The sequence below is a fragment of the Flavobacterium agri genome (assembly GCF_013401995.1).
Lineage (GTDB): Bacteria > Bacteroidota > Bacteroidia > Flavobacteriales > Flavobacteriaceae > Flavobacterium > Flavobacterium agri.
In genome coordinates this window covers 444,740-464,259 of the sequence record NZ_JACBJI010000002.1, presented here as the reverse complement: position 1 = coordinate 464,259, position 19,520 = coordinate 444,740, and the positions used below count along the sequence as shown (strand labels likewise).

General features: G+C 48.5%; 12 protein-coding genes. 2 read left to right on the top strand and 10 right to left on the bottom strand.

What is annotated here, in order from left to right; translation table 11 throughout:
- The first annotated feature begins 184 nt into the window (after nt 1-184).
- Entirely contained in the window at nt 185-1,156 is a 972-nt protein-coding gene (locus tag HZF10_RS06030; RefSeq protein WP_176005281.1) for a fasciclin domain-containing protein, read from the top strand.
- A 65-nt stretch (nt 1,157-1,221) separates the two neighbouring features.
- Here HZF10_RS06030 and HZF10_RS06025 read toward each other — a convergent pair whose 3' ends face one another.
- The 4 genes from HZF10_RS06025 to HZF10_RS06010 form a co-directional block, all read right to left on the bottom strand.
- The gene (locus HZF10_RS06025; protein WP_176005280.1) at nt 1,222-1,578 is read right to left on the bottom strand and encodes a hypothetical protein; all 357 of its coding nucleotides are present in this window, start codon (nt 1,576-1,578) and stop codon (nt 1,222-1,224) included.
- Nucleotides 1,579-1,781: 203 nt separating this feature from the next.
- Complete coding sequence (locus HZF10_RS06020; RefSeq protein WP_176005279.1) at nt 1,782-2,549, bottom strand: nuclear transport factor 2 family protein; 768 nt, start codon at nt 2,547-2,549, stop codon at nt 1,782-1,784.
- A gap of 31 nt (nt 2,550-2,580) precedes the next feature.
- Nucleotides 2,581-3,861, bottom strand: a complete 1,281-nt coding sequence (locus tag HZF10_RS06015) for an epoxide hydrolase family protein (protein WP_176005278.1) — start codon at nt 3,859-3,861, stop codon at nt 2,581-2,583.
- Nucleotides 3,862-3,893: 32 nt separating this feature from the next.
- Nucleotides 3,894-4,628: an SDR family NAD(P)-dependent oxidoreductase gene (locus HZF10_RS06010; protein WP_176005277.1), complete on the bottom strand. Its 735-nt coding sequence runs from the start codon at nt 4,626-4,628 to the stop codon at nt 3,894-3,896.
- A 254-nt stretch (nt 4,629-4,882) separates the two neighbouring features.
- On the opposite strand from HZF10_RS06010, the gene HZF10_RS06005 reads away from it, so the two are divergent.
- Nucleotides 4,883-5,836 (top strand): bifunctional helix-turn-helix transcriptional regulator/GNAT family N-acetyltransferase, encoded by a 954-nt coding sequence (locus tag HZF10_RS06005; protein WP_176005276.1) that lies wholly within the window; start codon nt 4,883-4,885, stop codon nt 5,834-5,836.
- Between the two features lie 83 nt (nt 5,837-5,919).
- Here the strand turns inward: HZF10_RS06005 and HZF10_RS06000 are convergent, their stop codons facing one another.
- From HZF10_RS06000 to HZF10_RS05975, 6 genes are all read right to left on the bottom strand, one after another.
- Nucleotides 5,920-8,145 carry a glycoside hydrolase family 3 N-terminal domain-containing protein gene (locus HZF10_RS06000; protein ID WP_176005275.1) on the bottom strand — a complete coding sequence of 742 codons (2,226 nt, stop codon included), beginning with the start codon at nt 8,143-8,145 and terminating at the stop codon, nt 5,920-5,922.
- Nucleotides 8,146-8,215: 70 nt separating this feature from the next.
- Nucleotides 8,216-9,046, bottom strand: a complete 831-nt coding sequence (locus HZF10_RS05995) for a glycoside hydrolase family 16 protein (protein ID WP_176005274.1) — start codon at nt 9,044-9,046, stop codon at nt 8,216-8,218.
- A 33-nt stretch (nt 9,047-9,079) separates the two neighbouring features.
- Nucleotides 9,080-10,954, bottom strand: coding sequence for an Ig-like domain-containing protein (locus HZF10_RS05990; RefSeq protein WP_176005273.1), 1,875 nt, complete (start codon nt 10,952-10,954; stop codon nt 9,080-9,082).
- A gap of 14 nt (nt 10,955-10,968) precedes the next feature.
- Nucleotides 10,969-14,097, bottom strand: a complete 3,129-nt coding sequence (locus tag HZF10_RS05985; protein ID WP_176005272.1) for a glycoside hydrolase family 2 TIM barrel-domain containing protein — start codon at nt 14,095-14,097, stop codon at nt 10,969-10,971.
- Between the two features lie 344 nt (nt 14,098-14,441).
- Nucleotides 14,442-17,249: a helix-turn-helix and ligand-binding sensor domain-containing protein gene (locus tag HZF10_RS05980; RefSeq protein WP_176005271.1), complete on the bottom strand. Its 2,808-nt coding sequence runs from the start codon at nt 17,247-17,249 to the stop codon at nt 14,442-14,444.
- 185 nt (nt 17,250-17,434) lie between these two features.
- Entirely contained in the window at nt 17,435-19,510 is a 2,076-nt protein-coding gene (locus tag HZF10_RS05975; RefSeq protein ID WP_176005270.1) for a beta strand repeat-containing protein, read from the bottom strand.
- Between the last annotated feature and the right edge of the window lie 10 nt (nt 19,511-19,520).

Genomic DNA, 19,520 nt, shown 5'->3' with positions numbered 1-19,520 from the left:
GTTCAATTTTACGATAAATCTTAATTGGGTCGACACGCTGCTATTCCTCTATCTCAGTGCGATTTCGAGTAATTGGTGAGAAAACGTACGAATTATCACATCAACATTGTTTAACTTTTTTATAATTGTGTTAAACAAAATAAATTGCGGTGTTAACTTTAGGTAAACAATAACGATAACACAAATGAAAACACAATTAAAAAAAATTGCGATGCTTTGCTTGGCCGTATGCGCGTGGTCGTGCAGCAGCGATGATGACGGTTCGAACAATTCGGGACAGACGATTGCAGAAATCGCGTCGGCAAATGCGAATCTTAGCGTTCTTGTAGACGCGCTCGACAGGGCCGATCTTGTGGCAACTTTAGACGGCAATACGCAATACACGGTTTTCGCTCCTACGAATGCCGCGTTCAATGCATTTCTCCAGGCGAACGGATACGCGAATGTGGATGCCGTTCCTGTTGCGGCTTTGAAAGAAATCCTGCTCAACCACGTCATTTCGGGCGAAACCACTTCGAGCCAATTGGCTACGGGTTATGTGAAAACGTTAGCGAAAGGAAGCGCCTCGACCACCAATACGTTAAGTATGTACATCAATACGTCGAGCGGTGTGGTCATTAACGGCGGAACGGCAAATGGCGGCGCTACCGTAACAACGGCCGACGTTCAGGCGAGTAACGGCGTGATCCATATCGTCGATGGCGTTATCGGATTGCCGACAGTCGTGAACCATGCAGTTGCCAACGCGAACTTTTCGGTTTTGGTTCAGGCGTTGACGAGAGACGACCAACCCGATTTTGTGGGGATACTATCCGGATCGGCGAATTCACCTTTTACCGTTTTCGCACCGACCAATACCGCTTTTGCGAGCCTTCTTACCGAACTTAGCCTTGCAGGTTTGAATGACATTCCACAAGCGACTTTGGAAAAAACCCTAAAATATCACGTCGTCACGAATGCCAACGTGCTTTCGAGTGCCTTGACGGACGGAATGATGGTAGACACTTTCGCCGGAGATTCATTCACGATCGGCCTTACGGGCGGCCCGAAAATTACCGACTTTAACGGCCGTGTCAGCAATATAACCGTTACCGATGTGCAGGCATCGAACGGCGTCATCCACGTAATCGACAAGGTATTGCTGCCGAGCCTTTAACTTTTACGCTTAGTTGAACATTGGAGAAGAGGGATCGTGTTAGTTCCCTCTTTCTTTTTTTGTTACTAATCATCATCGAAAGAAGTGTCGATCGTTTCCAAAGAGAAAACCTGGTAGTGATGGTGTGACTCGACCGGCCTCGCGAAATTGGCTTCTTTTAGTTTTACTACTACTTCTTGCAGCAAATCTGTTCCAATTTCTGAATTCGGGGCGATCACAAGCCTAAAAATCACGTAACTGCTGAACGTGTCGGGTTTGTAAAGACGGTCATGCATTTCTACGGAATGTACGAAACCACCGTCGTAAGCATAGACAAAATCGTCTGTATCGACCTGTTGCACGGCTTCATAGAACGCCTCAGGAACGTGTCCGCGCTCGGCTTTGAGTTCGTCGGCGCCGCGAAGATGGAATAGGAAATTCATCGGGTTGCAGTTTCGACCAAATATCGGAATAAATGAGAAATCCGCGAACAACTTCCGATTTCTTACGCCAATGACCACCACTTGAATTTCAAGCAGTGGTCACATCCATACAACTCCCCCATTGGACGGTCCTCTCATGGAATGCCGCACGATGGTTCACTTTCTCACTTCCAACCCGACTGGGTTAGTCTGTGGTTGAATCTTTATTGTGGCGACAAGGTCAAAAAATCAAGGTCGATGTTGTCGTCTTTAATCTTGCCTTTGACGAATTCGAAAAACGCTTGGGCATGTGGCGTCGTTTTGTGGTATTCGAAGGCCGCATCGCTTTTGTATATTTCGTAAACGACTATCGTAAGAGGCGATTCGTTTCTTGTGCTCACGATAAACAGTTCGTTATCGGCTTCTTTTTGCGTCTCGGCAGCCAGTTTGCTCATGGCTTTTTTGACTTCGGATTCGAATCCCGGCAATACTTCGAGCGTGGCGATCAGGTTCGATTTTTTCTCGGCGACGACGTTGGTTTTGCTTTCGGCTACATCGCTGATCATTTTGTTCACGAGCAGCCATTTTCCGTCGAGTTTGTGGAAAGACAGGTATTCGTGATAATCGAAATCGTACATTTTCACTTTTACCTCGGCAATCGCGATCGAATTCGTGACCTTAATGTCCAACACTTGTCCTTTAAACGGTTTTCCGGAATCTTTCGGGCTTTGACGATGCGCCATGCCGTCGAGGTATTCGGGTAATGTTTTGGCGTAAGGCTGGCCTTTCACGTCTCCGAAAAGCAGCGTGCCGGGATAATAGATTTTTTTAAGACGCGCCACGTCGCCTGTATAAATCCCTTCGAAATAATCCTTTTCGAGTATTTCTGAAATTTTGCGGGAATCTTCGTTTTGAGTTTTCATCGTATTCGATTTTTGTGCCTCGCCATGATAACCTAAAAACAGCAAGGCGGTCAATACTAAAGTTTTCATTTTGCGTGCTTTTTATTGATTACGGATTCGCTTATTTGACATTTAAACCCGATCTTAACGGTTTGAACGCCGCCCGCAATTCTTCGGTGAACGCTTTGGGTTGTTCCCAGGCTGCGAAGTGTCCGCCTTTGTCCAATGCATTGTAGTAAATCAATTTCGGATACGCGCGTTCTGCCCAGCTTTTCGGCACGGCATAGATTTCATCGGGGAAAGCACTTACGGCAACCGGGATTTTCAAACCGCGCGGATCAAAGAAACCGCCCGTAGCATTTTGGGATGCTTCCCAATAAAAACGAGCCGAAGAGATGCCTGTATTCGTAAGCCAATACAATGTGATATTGTCGAGAATGTCGTCTCGCGTCAAGCCTTCTTGTTTGCCTTCGAAAACGCGTGCGATCAGTTTTTGGCTGCGATCGTCGTGGTCGAGCATCCAGGCGGCAAGGCCTATGGGCGAATCGTCTATGCCGTAAAGCGTTTGCGGGCGCAGGCTCATTTCGGACGCGTAACCCAATCCTTTTTTGTAGAAGAAATCAAGTTGTTTGTACGCATTTTGCTCGTCGGCCGAAAGCCCGTTCGGCATTTTTCCTTCGGCCAAAGCTTTCGAGATTTCGGCGGGAACCGTTGCGGCCATGTTCGTATGGATTCCCAACAATCCTGCGGGTGCGATCACGGCCATATTTTCGGAAACCGCGTTGCCCCAATCGCCGCCTTGAGCCACGTATTTTTTATAGCCGAGCCGATCCATGAGTTTGATCCAGACTTTTGCCACGTGTACCGGATTCCACCCCAATTCGGTAGGTTTTCCCGAAAACCCGTGTCCCGGAAGCGACGGAATCACGACATCGAACGCATCTTCGGCTTTACCCCCGTATTTCGTAGGATCGGTGAGCGGCCCGATGATTTTCATTTGTTCGATTATCGACCCCGGCCATCCGTGGGTAATGATTACCGGAAGCGCGTTTTTGTGTTTCGAGCGTACGTGGATGAAATGGATGTCGACACCGTCAATCGTCGTGACGAATTGTGGCAAAGCGTTTAGTTTGGCTTCCATTTTGCGCCAGTCGTATTGGTTGGCCCAATAATCGGCGAGCGCTTTCATCGTAGCAAGTTGTACTCCTTGCGTTTCGTCTTTTACAAGTTCTTGGTCTGGCCATTTGGTGGCCGAAATGCGTTGTTTGAGGTCTGAGAGTTTTTCATCGGCGATGTGTACCTCATAAGGGCGGATGCTATCATCTGCCTTTTTCTGGGCCGAAACCGGAGCGGCTGCAATGAGTACACCGATTATCAGGCCTTTGCTTACTTTTGTTTTCATTTTTTCTGTGCTTAATTTTTAGAAAAAAACGTTCAGTTAAGATTGTAGCCGGCACCTAAACCTCCGTCTACATTGATTATGGCGCCATTTATGAAATTGCTCTTGGCAACGGTATACACCATTTCGGCAATATCATCCGACTCTCCTACGCGATTTACCAAATGAAGCCCGGCCATTTGATCGCTTGTGTCGCCGTGCATCGGTGTGCGCACCACGCCTGGCGCTACCGTATTGACGCGGATGTTTTTCTTTCCGAACTCGGCGGCGAGCTGGATCGTAAGTGTGTGTATCGCGGCTTTGCTTGAAAGTGCCGCGGTTGCAGGCATTCCGCCTATGCTTTTGTTGACGAGAGGAGTTCCGATGTTGATCACGACGCCTCCTTTCTGCTCAAGCATTTGAGGAATGGCGGCTTGGGTCGTGAAATACGTGCCTTTGAAATTCGTGTTCAAAAAACCGTCGAGATAGGCTTCGTCCACCTCTGTGAAAGGTCGTACGCCAAATATGCCGGCGTTGTTGACCAATACGTCGGCCGAACCGAACCGTTCTACTGCAGCGGCCACTAATTTCTTGCCGGTTTCAGGTTTGCTTACATCGCCCGCAACCGTCAAAAGATTCGCGCCTGCTCCCAATTCGAAATAGGCTTTCTCTAATTTTTCGGCGCTTGCAGAATTGATGACCACGTTGTCGCCTCTGTCGAGGAAGTATTTTGCGATGGCTTTCCCGATTCCTGAAGAAGCGCCCGTAACTAATATCGTTTGTGTTTTCATGTTCTTTGTATTTAAAACTTTGATACAAAGTAACGGCGGTATCCAAAGGTGGTTACGTGACCTACATCACATTCTGGCAAGGTATGATGGAAGGGATCGGAATGCCTATCGGAAAGCGATAGGCAAAAGACAGTCAATGACTTATAAAATTAGGCAATCGCAAACCGCTTTTTTTAAATCTCAAAAAAAAGATAAAGTTGTTGTCACGAAAAATTATCTTTTCTAATATTGCATAATCAGTTATGTAAATGATTATGGATATTTTTCAGAAAACAGGCAAAGTGGCCATCGGCAGCAGATTGCGCCTTCTTACGGCAAAAGTCACCGAAGACGCATCAAAAATCTATGAAATGTATCATGTGGATTTCTCGCCCAAATGGTTTCCCGTGTTTTTCGTGCTTTCGGAAGATGGAGAGAAAACCATTACAGAAATCGCCGAGCAGATCAGGCATTCGCAGCCTTCGGTCACCAAAATCATAAAGGAAATGTCTGGCGCAGGACTTGTCAAAGGCAACCAAAAGTCGGACGATAAGCGCCGCAATGTTGTCGGCTTGAGCAAAAAAGGGACGCAACTCGCCGAAACCTTGCGCATCCAAACCAAAGATGTAGAATTGGCTGTCGAAGGGCTTATGGCCGAATCGACCAACAATTTGTGGGAAGCCATAGCCGAATGGGAATTCCTGCTCCAAAAGAAATCGCTTTTCAAACGGGTTCAGGAGCAAAAGAAACTGCGTGAAAGCGCCAATGTGGAAATCGTCGAATACGAGCCCAAATACAAAACCGCTTTCAAACAGCTCAACGAGGAATGGATTTCCAACTATTTCGAAATCGAGGAAACCGACAGCAAGGCGCTCGACAATCCCGAAAAATCAATCCTTGAAAAAGGCGGGGAAATCTTCGTGGCGCTTTATGAAAACGAACCGCTCGGCGTTTGCGCGTTGATCAAAATGGACGATCCCGACTATGATTTCGAACTCGCGAAGATGGCCGTATCGCCAAAAGCACAAGGAAAAAGCATCGGATTAAAATTAGGGCAAGCCGTGATAGAAGAGGCGCGGAAACAAGGAGCCAAAAAAATCTACCTCGAAAGCAACACCATTCTCACGCCGGCGATCAACCTTTACTACAAGTTGGGTTTTGAGAAAATCGTGGGTCGTGCCACGCCGTATAAGCGATGCAATATCCAAATGGAATTGCGTTTGAAATAAAGATTCGATCTCGTCATCGGCAATAAAAAAACCGCCCAAAAAAAAGGCGGCTTTTCCAATAGCTAAGTCAGTATAAATATGGATCAATCTATAAGTTCGAAACCTCCTTTGCAACGGATGTCTTCGGATGAAGAACCGATCATCACATCGAATTCTCCCGCTTCCGACTTAAATTCGAGGTCTTCGTGGTAAAACGACAATTTCTCATTGTCGATCACAAACGCAACCGTCTTGCTTTCGCCCGGCGCGAGTTTTATTTTCTGGAAACCTTTGAGCTCTTTTACGGGACGCACGACAGACGCGAACTTGTCCCTTAAATAAAGCTGCACGACTTCTTCGCCGGCAACTTTTCCGGTGTTGGCAACGGTAACCGAGACTTCGAGCGTTTCGTTTTTCGACATCTTGCTTTTCGACATGACCATATCGGAATACTTAAACGACGTATAGCTCAAGCCGTAGCCGAATGGAAATTTAGGCGAATTCTGCAAGTCGATGTAGGCCGAAACGTACATTTTGTCGTCTTCGTTCTTGGCCGGTCTGCCCGTGCTCATGTGGTTGTAATAAATCGGGATCTGGCCTTCTGCCCTCGGGAACGACATCGGCAGTTTACCCGACGGATTGTAATCGCCGAAAAGCACGTCTGCGATCGCGTTGCCCGCTTCGGAACCCAACCACCAGGTGTAGACGATCGTCGGCATGTTGTCGGCCGTCCAATTGAAGACGAGCGGTCGTCCGGCGTTGACCAAGACTACGATCGGTTTACCCGTTTTTTGGAGTTCTTTGATCAAATCTTCCTGTACGCCCGGAAGGTTTATCGTACTGCGGCTTTTGGCTTCCCCGCTCATGTCGGGTCTTTCACCTACGCTCAAAACCACTACATCGGCTTGGTTGGCGACATCTACGGCTTCTTTGAAACCCGCTTTGCTCGTATCGGTAATCCCACAACCTTTGGCGTAAAGCAGTCTGGTGTTCTTGCCGACTTTGCGTTGCATGCCTTCCCATTGGGAAACGATGTACGTAGAATCGACATCTTTAAGGTCTACGGCCCAAAAACCGTGGTTGGCTCTTTTGAGTTTGACCATAGGCCCGATGAAAGCGATGGTTTTGGCATCTTTCGAAAGTGGCAAAACGTTCTTTTCGTTTTTGAGCAATACGATGCTTTTAGCCGCAACTTCACGCGCCGCTTTGGTGTTTTCTGGATTGTTTAGTTCTTTTTGCTGACGTTTGGCGTCGCTGTAACGGTACGGGTCGTCGAACAAGCCGAGTTCGAATTTCTTGCGAAGGATGCGTTTCACGGCGTCGTCGATCAACGATTCCGAAACTTTCCCTTCCTTGACCAATTGCTCGAGGTTGTAACGATAGGAATTGCTTTCCATATCCATGTCGCTACCGGCTGTGATGGCCGAATACGCGGCCGCTTTTTTGTCTTGACTATAGCCGTGGTTGACCATTTCGCCTATCGAACCCCAATCGGAAACCACGAAACCTTGGAAGTTCCATTTTCCTTTGAGGATATCGCGCTGGATGCGTCTGTTACCCGTCGCCGGAATGCCGTTGATGTCGTTGAACGAGTTCATGAACGTAGCCGCTCCGGCGTCAAGTGCCGCTTTGAACGGAGGCAGATAGGTTTCCCACAACGCTCTTTCGCTTATGTCGGTAGAGTTGTAATCACGTCCGCCGATCGCCGCTCCGTACGCCAAAAAGTGTTTCGCGCATGCCATCACCGAATTCAAATCGCCCAGTTTGTTTCCTTGAAATCCTTTGACACGTGCGTAGGCGATTTTCGAACCTAGATATGTGTCCTCGCCTGCTCCTTCCATGACGCGTCCCCAACGAGGATCGCGCGCAATGTCGACCATTGGCGCAAACGTCCAGTGGATGCCGCTTGCCGCCGATTCACGCGCTGCGACACGAGCCGAAAGTTCTATGGCCGCCATGTCCCAACTCGCGGCTTCGGCCAACGGGATCGGGAACGTGGTTTTGTATCCGTGGATCACGTCGAGGCCGAAAAGCAACGGAATCTTCAAACGCGACTGCATCGCCAATTCCTGGTATTGACGCGTGTATTCCGAACCTAAAATATTGAGCATCGAGCCAATTTTCCCGGCTTTGATCTCTTCCTTTTTGTTCGGATTTATCGTCAATGGACCAGTCACGGTATTGTCTCCGGTGTATTGGTTGAGCTGGCCGACCTTTTCTTCCAAAGTCATTTTAGCCAACAACTCGTTTATTTTCTGGTCAATGCTTTTTTGTTGTGAAATTCCCGAAACGGATAGCAATAGGAATAGTAGGGATATTCGTTTTTTCATTTTGCGATGCGATTAATGACAGACCGAAATACCTTGGCATTCGAGCGTTCATTCTTAAAAAATTAATGGCTTATTGGTATACTTTTACGTAGTCTACTATCATTTTTTGCGGGAAAGGTGTTTGGGATGTAGGAAACCCTGCGTAATTGCCCCCGACGGCTATGTTGAGGATCATATAAAAATCATGGTCGTACACCCATTGACCCGGCACATCGCTTTTCGTGATGCGCTTGTACAGGAAATCGTCGCAGAAGAAATCGATTTTGTTTTCAGACCATTCGACTGCAAAAACGTGATACTCCAGATCGAAACGGCTGTTTTGCAACGCATAGGACGACGAAATCGCGCCTCCGGCCGAATATCCCGGGCCGTGAACCGTGCCGTGGATGATGTTCGGTTGTTGTCCTTTGAGTTCCATGATGTCGATTTCACCGCATTGTGGCCAGCCTACTTCGCCGACATTGGCACCCAGCATCCAGAATGCAGGCCAGATTCCGGGACCGTATGGCGTTTTGAGACGGGCTTCGAATCGGCCGTACTTTTGGGAAAACAGGGTTTGGGTCTTGATTCTTGCCGAAGTGTACGAATTACCGGCTTTTATCGCCGTGATCACCAAGTTCCCGTTGCCATCCAAAGAGACATTTTCGGGATCGTTCGTGTAGTTTTCGAGTTCCTGGTTGCCCCAACCTCCGTTGTTGCCCAAATCGAAACCCCATTTCGAGGCATCGGGTAACTCGCCTGCCGCACCGTCGAATTCATCGCTCCAGACCAAATCCCAATTACGGCCTGAAACACTTTGCTTGTCGTCTTCGTTGCATCCGGAGACCGATACGGAAATCACAGCCAGTAAGCAAACCGCCAAACGTCTGTTCGAAATACTATTTTTTGAAAAATATCTCATTTTATATCTTTTAGAGTGTAAGACTTGCGATTATCAGTTCCTGAACAAGATGTTGTCGAGATAGATGTCGCCGTTTCCGTCAAATTTCAATTGAATCACATCGGTAAGGTTTACCGGCGCGAACGACGATAGCGGAATATCGATGCTGTTCCATCCGCTTGTGGTTGGAACCGTCAGCGACTGCAGTTTTTCTACAGGTCCGGTGCTGATCAGGTATACGTTGAGCGCCGATGAATTGGCCGAATAATAATCGAGGTGTAAAAAGTTTTTCGAAGACACGTCCAATCCGCTCGCGAGCTGCAATCCCTGATAGTTCAATCCCGCATATTTCAACGTATTGTTGCCTGCGATAGGCACTTGGGAAACCACGGTCAATTGTCCCCAGTTCGGGTTCAGGTTCGAACCGGCCACGTTGGTATAGGCGTCGCTGAATATCGAAATCACGTCGGATGCCGGATATGAAGGCGTCGGCGCGGCTGCGGTCGGAACCGGAGGAATCACGCTTCCGTCGTTGTAGAAATAAATGTTGTCGGCGTAGAAATTGGTGATGTTCGCGCCTTCAAGGATGATTTGTCCCAAATGCGCCCTGTTGGCCAATCCGGTAAAATTGGCAAGCGGAATGTTGAGGCTGACCCAGTTTTGGGAAATCAATGTCGGCGCGGTGAACGTCAGCGTAAAATTGGTGTCGTTGCCTCCGCCAAAAGCGCCATCCGCTCCGAAATCGACGAGTCCGACCTTGAAATTCGATCCTGGCGGAAGCGCGTTAGGAATGTACAGGTCAAGATGCATGTGCGACATACCTGTAGCGTCTACCGTAGGGCTTGAAAATTCGATACCGACGAAATTGAAGTTGGTGTAGTTGAGCACGTTATCGCCATTTACCGCAAAATCGGCCGATTGGGTCGTTTGGTACGGCTCCCAAAATCCGTTGTAATAGTTTACCGGTACGTTTTGGTACGCATCCGAGAAAATCGAAATCACGTTCGACGGATTCTGCGTAGGTGTCGGCGCATGCACATACGTTCCCGCCGAATTGATCGTGAGTGAGCCCAATACGTCGACTCCTCCGACCGTAGCCGTGATCACAGCTGTTCCCGCACCGACCGTCGTCACGATGCCTTGCTCGTTTACGGTCGCGACCGACTGGTTTGAAGACGTGAACGTAAAATAAGCCGGCGTCACATTGACGATTTGGTTGATGCCGTTTGGCATATTGAACGCGCAGACCAATCCGTCGATCGTAGTGGTCACGCCCGCATAAGACGTCTGGACAACATCCTGTCCGTTGAAAATTTGGGGTTGTTGAGGCGTGATCGTGCCGAGTTTCTCGAACTTGACTTCATCTACCCAAAACGTGTAGCCGTTGCCGTTTTCGGGTCCTTCAGAAATAAAGAACATGCCTTTTTCGGCTGTGAGTTTCGCGGCGTCCGGGATCGGGATGATGTATTTTCTCCAGGCCGTGCTGATTTGCAAACCGGTTATCGAAGCCTGGTATTTGTTGTCTCCGAAGTCATTTCCGAAACCGACCACGTCTATTGTGGCAGCCACCGAACTTTTCGCCCAGAACGTCAACGCGTCGTATTTTGTCAAATCGCGCCCGACGCTCGTGTAGAAAGAACCTCCGGCGTAAGAACCCGACGGATCGTTCACGTTGGGCACGTCGAAACGCATCGAAGCCGCAGAATTGTTGTACGTGACGTCTGTATCGACCTGGAAAGCGTCGGCCACCGCACCGCCATAAGACGAATAGATAAGCCCTGAACTGAACGTATCTATGAACACTTCAGGATTTTTGGAATATGACGCCGGCTCGAAATCGTCGGGATCATTTTCGCAGCCGAAAACCGCCAGTGCGATGATGCACAACAACAGTGGCGCGGCCAAAAGGGTTTTAAAATTTGATTTCATAGTATTTCAATTTTTTAATTACCGATGTTGATGTGAATATAGGTCCTGATTTCCCACTCGCTTCCGTTAGGGAAACCGATTGCGGTCGGATCGGGAACCCATTGGCCCGAAGCGTCGAGCACTTGGGTAGGGTTGTATCGTGGCGAGTATTGGTCGAGCGACCTCCATGTGCCGCGTACGCCGATTCTTGTCCTTGGAATCCAGAACCAATCCGGTTTTCCTATTTCGTAAGAAAGGTCGCCCATCAATTGGAGCGGGAACGTGAGGTTGTAATCGCGGTGGTAATCGTATGGACCCCAATCGTTGACTTTCACAGAAGAGTTGAATTTGAGATTCCTGTAGATCATGCGCAAATCCATTCCGTAGCGGTGGATGGTTCTCGCATCGCTGCCGTTCGCCTGAGCGTCGCCTGTGTAAAGGTTGGCGATGATACCGAAGTCGTTCGTGAGTTTCGATACGATTCTCGCGTTGACTTCGTAAAGGTCTTTTGCAGGAGCGGCTCCGTCGAATGCGAAAGTCGTCCTTCCGTCGGGCAAGATCCCGATGGCGGCGTCCTGCGAGGTCGGATAATGACGGAATACGAATCCGGCGCTTACCGCGAATTTCGAATCTTCGGTACGGTCGCTGTCCCAATTGTACATCCAGGTGCCCGGAGTCGGGTCGAACGTAAACAGGATTTCTGCTGCGGTTTGTTCCCTGTTTCCTCTGACCACGAACGGATCGTCGAGGATGTTCCTCGGTCTTCCCGGAGCCGGAACGTCTGAAGTGATCGGTCCTTCAAGCGGCTTTTGGTATAGGAAGTTTGGTGCGATCTGGAGTTTGCCGATCGTATAGGTCAATCCGGTCAGGAAATTGTATTGGTTGCCGCTTCCGCTGTCTTTGAGCCTCCATCCGGTGAAGGTTTGGGTGTAGTCGGCACCTCCGTTTGCGACCAATCCCATGGCGGCCGTTTGTCCGTACCAGTTGAATTTTCCGCCTGTAAAGGTGAATTTGGCTTTTCCTCCCCAATTGTCTTTCGATTCGATTTCGCTTTGGAAGACTTGCTCGCCAGCTCCCGAACCTCTTACGAATTGGTATTCTCTTCCGTTCAACGGTGATCCGGCCCAGATTCCGCCCAGATCGATTCCGAATTTCCCGAATTTCCTATTCACGTGTAATGTGAAACGTCTGGTTTTAGGTTGCGGGATCGCGAACGAACTTTCGGTATTGGTGTGCTGCTCGAGGTCTTCGTGGAAAATCCCGGTAAAGCCGAACTTACCGACGTTTTTGGAATACTTGAGCAAGATCGCCGGGTTCGCACCCCACCAAAGCTGCGGTCCGAAAGCGAGCTTCAACCCGCTGAAGGTTTTTTTGCCTTCTACTTCGAAACCGAGTGGCGCGATGCCGTTGTAAATATCCATGGCCGGTCCGTAGTTGGCTTCGGGATACAATCCGAAGAAATCGCCTTCGTAACCCCAATGGTAATGGCCGGTTCTGTAAAATCCGTTAAGGTTGAAATATTTTTGGTTCCACTGATAGCTCGCGCTGTACACCTGTACGCGGTTGTTCGAATCCAGTCGCATGTCCTGGTTGTTGTTCTCGACGGTTACGGGACGTCCGCGGTTTTCATAGAAGATCTGGTCGATCGGGTTCAAGGCCACGTTACCCAAAATGTTGACCTCGACATTGGCTCGCATATTGGCCGACGGATTGGCTTCCACACCTACATAAAACGACTGCATATGGTCGAAACCTAGCTTGTTCGGATATTCGGTGGTATTCGGTTTCGGCTCGTCTGGAGTCGTGATCAGTGAACCGCCCGTGTTGAACGTGGTGAATTCCGCTCTTAGCTTGCTCAAACGGATCAATCCGCCTTGCTTGCTTTCGAGAGCCGCTTTGTCGCCTCTTGCCCTCAACGTCGCATCCATGACCTGGATGTTGTTGAAATGGCTGTCGATACTTGTCAACGAAGCTGAAAACGGATTCAGCTTGTGCACTTCCTTGAGCACGTAATACGCCGAGCGCGGATACAGTTCGTAAAAACCTTTCTCGTTGGTAGGACCTTTGGCGCAAATCCCGAACCATTCCTCGTTCATGTTGTTCTGGCCTTGCTCGTAATCGCGGATGTAACCTCCGTTCGACCACGATGCGTTGCCGTCGTGTACCTCTAGGTTGTCGGTTTGACCATATTTCCACCAGCCGTCGCTGAATTGGAACGTGAATCCGCCGAGCGCATTTTGTGCTTTGCCGACACCAGCGGCATTCTGGTAGATTTCCTTCCACTGGCTCAGCAAATAATACGACTGTGAAGTCTGGTCTTCCTGATTGGTCAGCGCATTGAACGCATCGGCGCCGAATTCTGCGAACAAAACCGGTTTCCCGTATTCTTTTTTCACGCGTTCGAACAGGTCTCCGAACGATGTGCCGCGGTAGACGTTGGTCGCGAAAATATCCATGTCTTTACATTCCTGTGCGATGATGTCGAGATACATCAGGTCTCCGTTACAGAACGCGATCGGATGCGAAGTGTCGATCTGTTTCATCGAAACCGCGGCCTCGTTGAACAATTTGTACATCGCAACCGCTCTTTTTGTAGAGACGCGTTGCGGAACCGGGATGTTTTCGGTTTCGGCTCCGTCCCAGAACAGGCCGTAGTTGTTTTCGTTTCCGAGCAGGAAAAGCAACAAACCTTTGGTGTCTTTGTATTCCGTCGCCAATTGTTTGACTTCCGACAAAAGCATGTCGCGGGTTGCAGGATTGGAATATTCGGTGTTTGGCGTCCAAGTGCCGTTTATGGTCAATCCGTAGCGGCCGAACGAATGGTTGATCATCGTGTAGATGCCGTAATTGACATACACGTATTCGATCCATTTTTTGGGCATGCCCGAATAAACCCTGATGGTGTTGACGCCCATGTTCCTGAGCAGTGCCATTTCGTTGTCTAGCGCCTGTTGTATGAAACTGTCCGATTGGGTCCATAAACTATACGTGAAATTGGTGCCTATCGGATAGTAGTCCCAGTTCATCCCGTTCACGATGAAGTCTTTTCCGTTGACTACCAATTTCGAACCATCACTGCCGTTTACCACAACAACTTTGTCGTTCTGGGAAAAAACCGAAGGCGAAAAAAGGGCAAGGGTTAATAGTAAAATTAGTTTTCTCATTTCAATGTCTATTTGGTTGGGTTTTTGGAATGATAAATTTCAACTTGGCCTAACGATGCGATTCTTGCTCATCTGCCATTTATTTAGGGTCTTATTTTTGAGTTTGGCAAAAAGCCTGTTTAAAAATTGTCAATACGCTAAAACTACATCTTTTGCATTTCGAAAATCAAATCGACCGATTAAAGAAACTATACAAAAACGGCTTTTAACAACCTTTCTCGCGAGAGCCTCGTTTGACACCGTTTTAGCTGCAAACACGGGCTCAAATCGTTGGTGTTGTATGGTAATTTGTTGGCTTCGCGTATGGTTGATGTATAGTTAAAACCATGTCAAATCCTACATGCTTAAATCGACAGGATGTACTCGACAACCCCTTTTTCGTGAGGCAAATCCATTTTTTTACGCAAACGATATCTTTTGACCTCTACACTTCGCACCGAAATGTTGAGCAAAGGCGCGATTTCTTTAGACGAAAGATTCAATCTGAGGTAAGCGCACAACCTTAAATCGTTAGGTGTCAGCGACGGATGCAACTGTTTTATCTTCTTCAAAAAGTCGTTGTCGGCATTGTTGAACGCTTCTTTGAAAATGGTCCAGGAATCGTCGTCCGAAATGCTTTTGTTGATCGTGTTGATCACCGATTTTATGCTCTTGTCGTCTTTGTCGGTTCCGGTTCTGTTCAAATCGTCTTTGATCAGCGCAAGCAATTCGTTCTTCTTCATCAAGCTCATCGTCGAGACGGCCAATTCGCGGTTTTTGCTGTCCACATCGCTCGACAATTGTTCGTTCTTGAGCTTCATGAGCTGCTGTTCGTTCTCGAGTTCTTTTATTTCGAGCAACAGGTTGTTTTCTTCGATGAGCTTTTGTTCCTTCTTGCGATAATATTCCTTATACGCCTTGTGGATGTAAAGCGCCAACAACACACACAAAATCAGGTACAACACGAGCGCCAGATTCGTCGCGTACCAAGGTTTGCAGATCGTAAAACTGTAAACGGCAAGGTTTTTCGGATTTGAATTCGCGATTTTCGCGCGTACCTTAAACGTGTAATCGCCCGGTGGCAAATTCTTGAAATTGGCCGTCGTCTTGGCCGACCAGTTGCTCCACTCTTCCTGAAGGCCTTCGAGAATGTATTGGTATTCGGTGTAGATGTACTTGTTGTATTCGGGTACGGTGTAATTGAGGATGATGTTGTTCTCGTCGTAATTGAATTCGCCTCCGCTCTTGACGGGACAACTGATCAGCTTTTCGTCGATTTTGTTGATCGTGACGTTCGTGATGGAAACGCTGTTGCTTTTGAATCTCAGGTCATTGAGGTTGATCGTGTAATAACCGTCGGTCGTGCCGATCAGATAAATCGAGTTCGACAGACGCGTCACGTTTTCATATCCCAACATAGAGCCGGTTAGCGACAACGGAATCGGTATGGTGTTCTTTTTTAGTTCGTTACCGATTTTGTTCACAGTGAAATAATGGATGTAATTTTTAGAAAACAACCACAATTTGTTCGAACTGTCGGCGATGAGCTTGCCCGACGTGTATTCGTCCTTTTCAAAAACGGCACTCAGGGTTTTGTCTTTTCGGAACGTTTTCTGGGCATCGTCGAGCACATAAATCCCTTGCTTGTTGGCATAGTAGATGTTCTTGTCGAATTTGATCAAACTCGCGTTCTTGCCTTTTTTGGGAGTCGTGAGCATCGTCAGTTCGGAACATGTGGTGAAATTCGCATCGAGATGGAATCGGAACACGCCTTTGTATTCGTGACTGATGTACACATCGCGTGAATTCGAGATTTCAAAGTGTTTCGCCGAATAGTCGAACTTCGAGATTTTGTTGCGGAACTTCCATTGGTTGCCCGCTTTCTGCAAAACCGAAATACCGTAATAATTACCTTGGAGCAACAAATCGGGTTTGCCCGGAATTTTCACGAATCCCCAAGTTCCGGATGCCGAAAAAATCGGGATGGCGTTGACGTCTTCTATGATGAACGTACCCGAATCGTGTCCGCAAAAGATCGTACCCTGGTATTCGAACAACGACCACACCTGCCCTTTCGTGTTTTTGATGAATTGGAACGGTTCGCTCGAATTGTACGTTTTGCAGAACAATCCCTGATTGGTGCCGATGTATAGTTTTTCGTTGTGCAAAAGCGACGCATACACCGTTCCCAAAGAACCCGTATTGTCCGAATAGCTTCGTATGGGCGACTGCAGGTTGATGCAGTTGATGCCGTTGTCGAGCCCGATCCACAAATTCTGGTCGGCATCCTCGAATATCGACAACACCGTATTGTTGCTCAAACCTTTGTATTGGGTGATGTGGTAGCGCAGTTTCCCGTTTGCCGAAAGGATGAAAACCCCGTTGGAAACCGTACCGATCGCAAATCCCTTGTCGGACAATTGCTGGCAACTGTATACGCTGCTCGTGATGATCTGGTCGTCCACATCTGAAAAGAAAGGCGCGAAATTCCCGTTGATGAACGTGAAAAGCCCGTTGTGTTGGGTTTGGAGCAGCAATCCGTCATCGGCCGAAAAAATCGCCACGATCTTGTTGTTTACCGCAACCGGATGATTCGAAACGAGCTTGCCCTTGCCGTTTTCTATTTCGTACAGACCTTCGTTGGCGACTTGGTAATAAATCGAATTATTGGCCTGGAACGACTTTAAAATCAGGTTTTTTGGCGATATGACGCTGAACTTGCCCGTCTTGGTGTCGTAAATATGGATTTGGTTCAACGACTGGAATATGATCCATTGCTCATACGAGAAAATGTTCCAGAACTGCTCGTCGTCTACGATTTTGTCCTTGATCTTGCTGCTCAGCGAATGGTATTTCAGATGGTTGTTGGCATCTCTCGTCCAATAGCCGAATTCCATATAACAACCCGTGTACACCCTGTCGCCTACCACTTTTACCGAACGGATGATCGTTTCGTTGGGCGACGGATAAAGCGTCCAGGCCGAACCGTTGAACTCAAGCAATCCTTCGTTGTTCGCGAAAAACAGGAACCGCTGGGCATCTTGCGATATCATCCAGTTCTGGTTTCCGGCGTTGTAGGTAGCGGGACTGTATTTTACGATGGGCGCCAATTCCTGGGCGAATGCGAAAACAGGAACGAGTAACCACCAAATAAGGGCGAATTTGATTTTCATTCTTACAAATGAGTTTTTATGCACTTGTTAAATAATTGTGACTTTAGCGCAAGATAATTTATTCGGTGTTTGAAAACCCAAGATTTTGAGAATCACCGTCGAATCGAGTTTGCGAAGCCTGGAAATTATGAACGTGCAAAGGCAAAAGGTAAATGTTTGTTTGGTAAATAGGTTTAATATGCTTTTTATCGGATTTGTTGGACTTCGAAAACCGTTTTGCCGCTATAGCCGTCCACGTCTACTCCCGATACGAAATTCTCGGCAAAAACTTCTACATATTCACCCACGTTGAGCTGCACGAGGCAATCTACAGTACGCTCCACCTGACCTATGCCATGGTGATCTCTCGAGGTTTCCTGATACAACGTTCCGTTTTTGTAGATTCCGATCGAATACATGTTGTTGTTGCTTTGGTTATTCGTATGCAAAGACGCGTTCACCCTATAGTAGCCCGCTTTGGTCGCCGTAAATCTGCTTGTCGCGAATTCGCCTGCGGTATCGAAAACTTCGGTCGCGAAATTCAATTTTTGCCAGCCTGCGGTCGTCAGGGTCTGGTTGGCCGACATATTGGCCCTAACCAAAGACAAGGCACTGAATGTGCTCGCCGGATTCGTCACCCAACTGGTCGCACCCGCGCCGTTCGTCTGCAGGATTTGTCCGTTCGTACCTCTAACATTCGGCAAAGCGTAACCATTGGCATTCGCCGGATTGTTGATTTGCAACGTTCCGTTCACGCGTGCGATGTTCGTGTCGAATTCGCCGTAAAGCAACGCATTGCTCGCATCGGCATTCGAATTGTCGATGTACAATTTGTTCGATCCCGTTTCGGCAGAACCCGCGCTGTAACCGATCGCGACGTTTCCGGTTCCCGTATTCGCGGTAAGCGCGTTGTATCCGATGGCGACGTTGTTGGCCGTAGCCGCATTCGCCTTAAGCGTATTCGAACCTATGGCCGTGTTGAACGAACCTGTCGAAAAAAGACCCGCCTGATAGCCGAGGAAAGCGTTGTTGTTCGTAGCTCCGGTGTTGTAGCGTCCGGCTTCGAATCCTATGTACGTATTGTTGGCACCGGTCGCATGTTCAAATCCAGCCGAGTCGCCAACCGCGGTATTCCCGGCTCCCGTATTGTTGTTCAACGCAGAAGCTCCGACAGCCGTGTTGCCCGTAGAAGTTGTATTTCCTTGGAGTGCATTATAACCCAAAGCCGTGTTGCCGTTGCCCGAATTGCTGAAAAGTGCATGCCATCCGATGGCCGTGGTATTGTTGAATGCGGTGGCCGAACCGAACTCGGCTTCGTGCCCCATTACCGTATTTCCCGAACCCAAATTTCGGCCTAAAGCGAAATTCCCGATGGCCGTGTTTTCATTCCCTGTCACGTTGCTCGACAGGGCTGAATATCCGACCGACGTATTGCGGCTTCCCGTAGAAAACGTGGTCGACGCCTGAAAACCCAAAGCTGTGTTTTGGCTTCCCGTAGTGTTGTTGGTTAACGCCTGAAAACCGACGGCAGTGTTGTTACTCGCCGTCGTGTTCTTGGATAACGCCTGAAATCCGACGGCCGTTCCATTGCTTCCGGTCGTATTTGCGGTCAAGGCCTGAAATCCGATGGCGGTGGACGCGCTTCCTGTATTGACCGTTAAAGCGGCATTTCCGACACCTGTATTTTGGATGCCTGTCGTATTCGAAGATAGCGTGCCATTTCCGACGGCGACGTTATCTGCACCCGTACTCAAAGCCAAAGCGTTCGTACCGAATGCGGCGTTGTTCGTAGCGACTCCGGCGGTCAATGCATTTGCGCCCAACGATGTACTTGTCGCCCCGATTTTACCCGAAGCCGTATTATTGCGCCTGAAGGCCAGATCGATGTTGTCTGTCGTGCCCAAAAAATTGGTCGTGCCCGACAATCCGGAATTTCCCGTCGTCAACCAGCCCGTTGTCGCGCCCGTTCCGAGTTTTTCCCAAACCGATCCGTTGAAGAAATAAAAACCCGTAGTCGTGACGTTGACGGTAGTTCCCGTCGCCGTTCCGTTCGATATGTCGTTCACGTAAAGTATGGTCGAAGTAGGCGTTCCGGTCATGGTTTGCGCTCGCAGTCTGGAAACCCTCGGAATCAACAGACCGTCAACCGTAGTTCCGGTCAGGTTTGCGGCCGTGATGTCGAGGGTGGCCGAAGGAGAGGTCGTTCCTACGCCAACTTGAGCCACGCCCGCCACCGAAAATAAAAAAAACAGCAGCGTTAATCTTTGTCTCGCATTTTTCATTAGTCTTAGT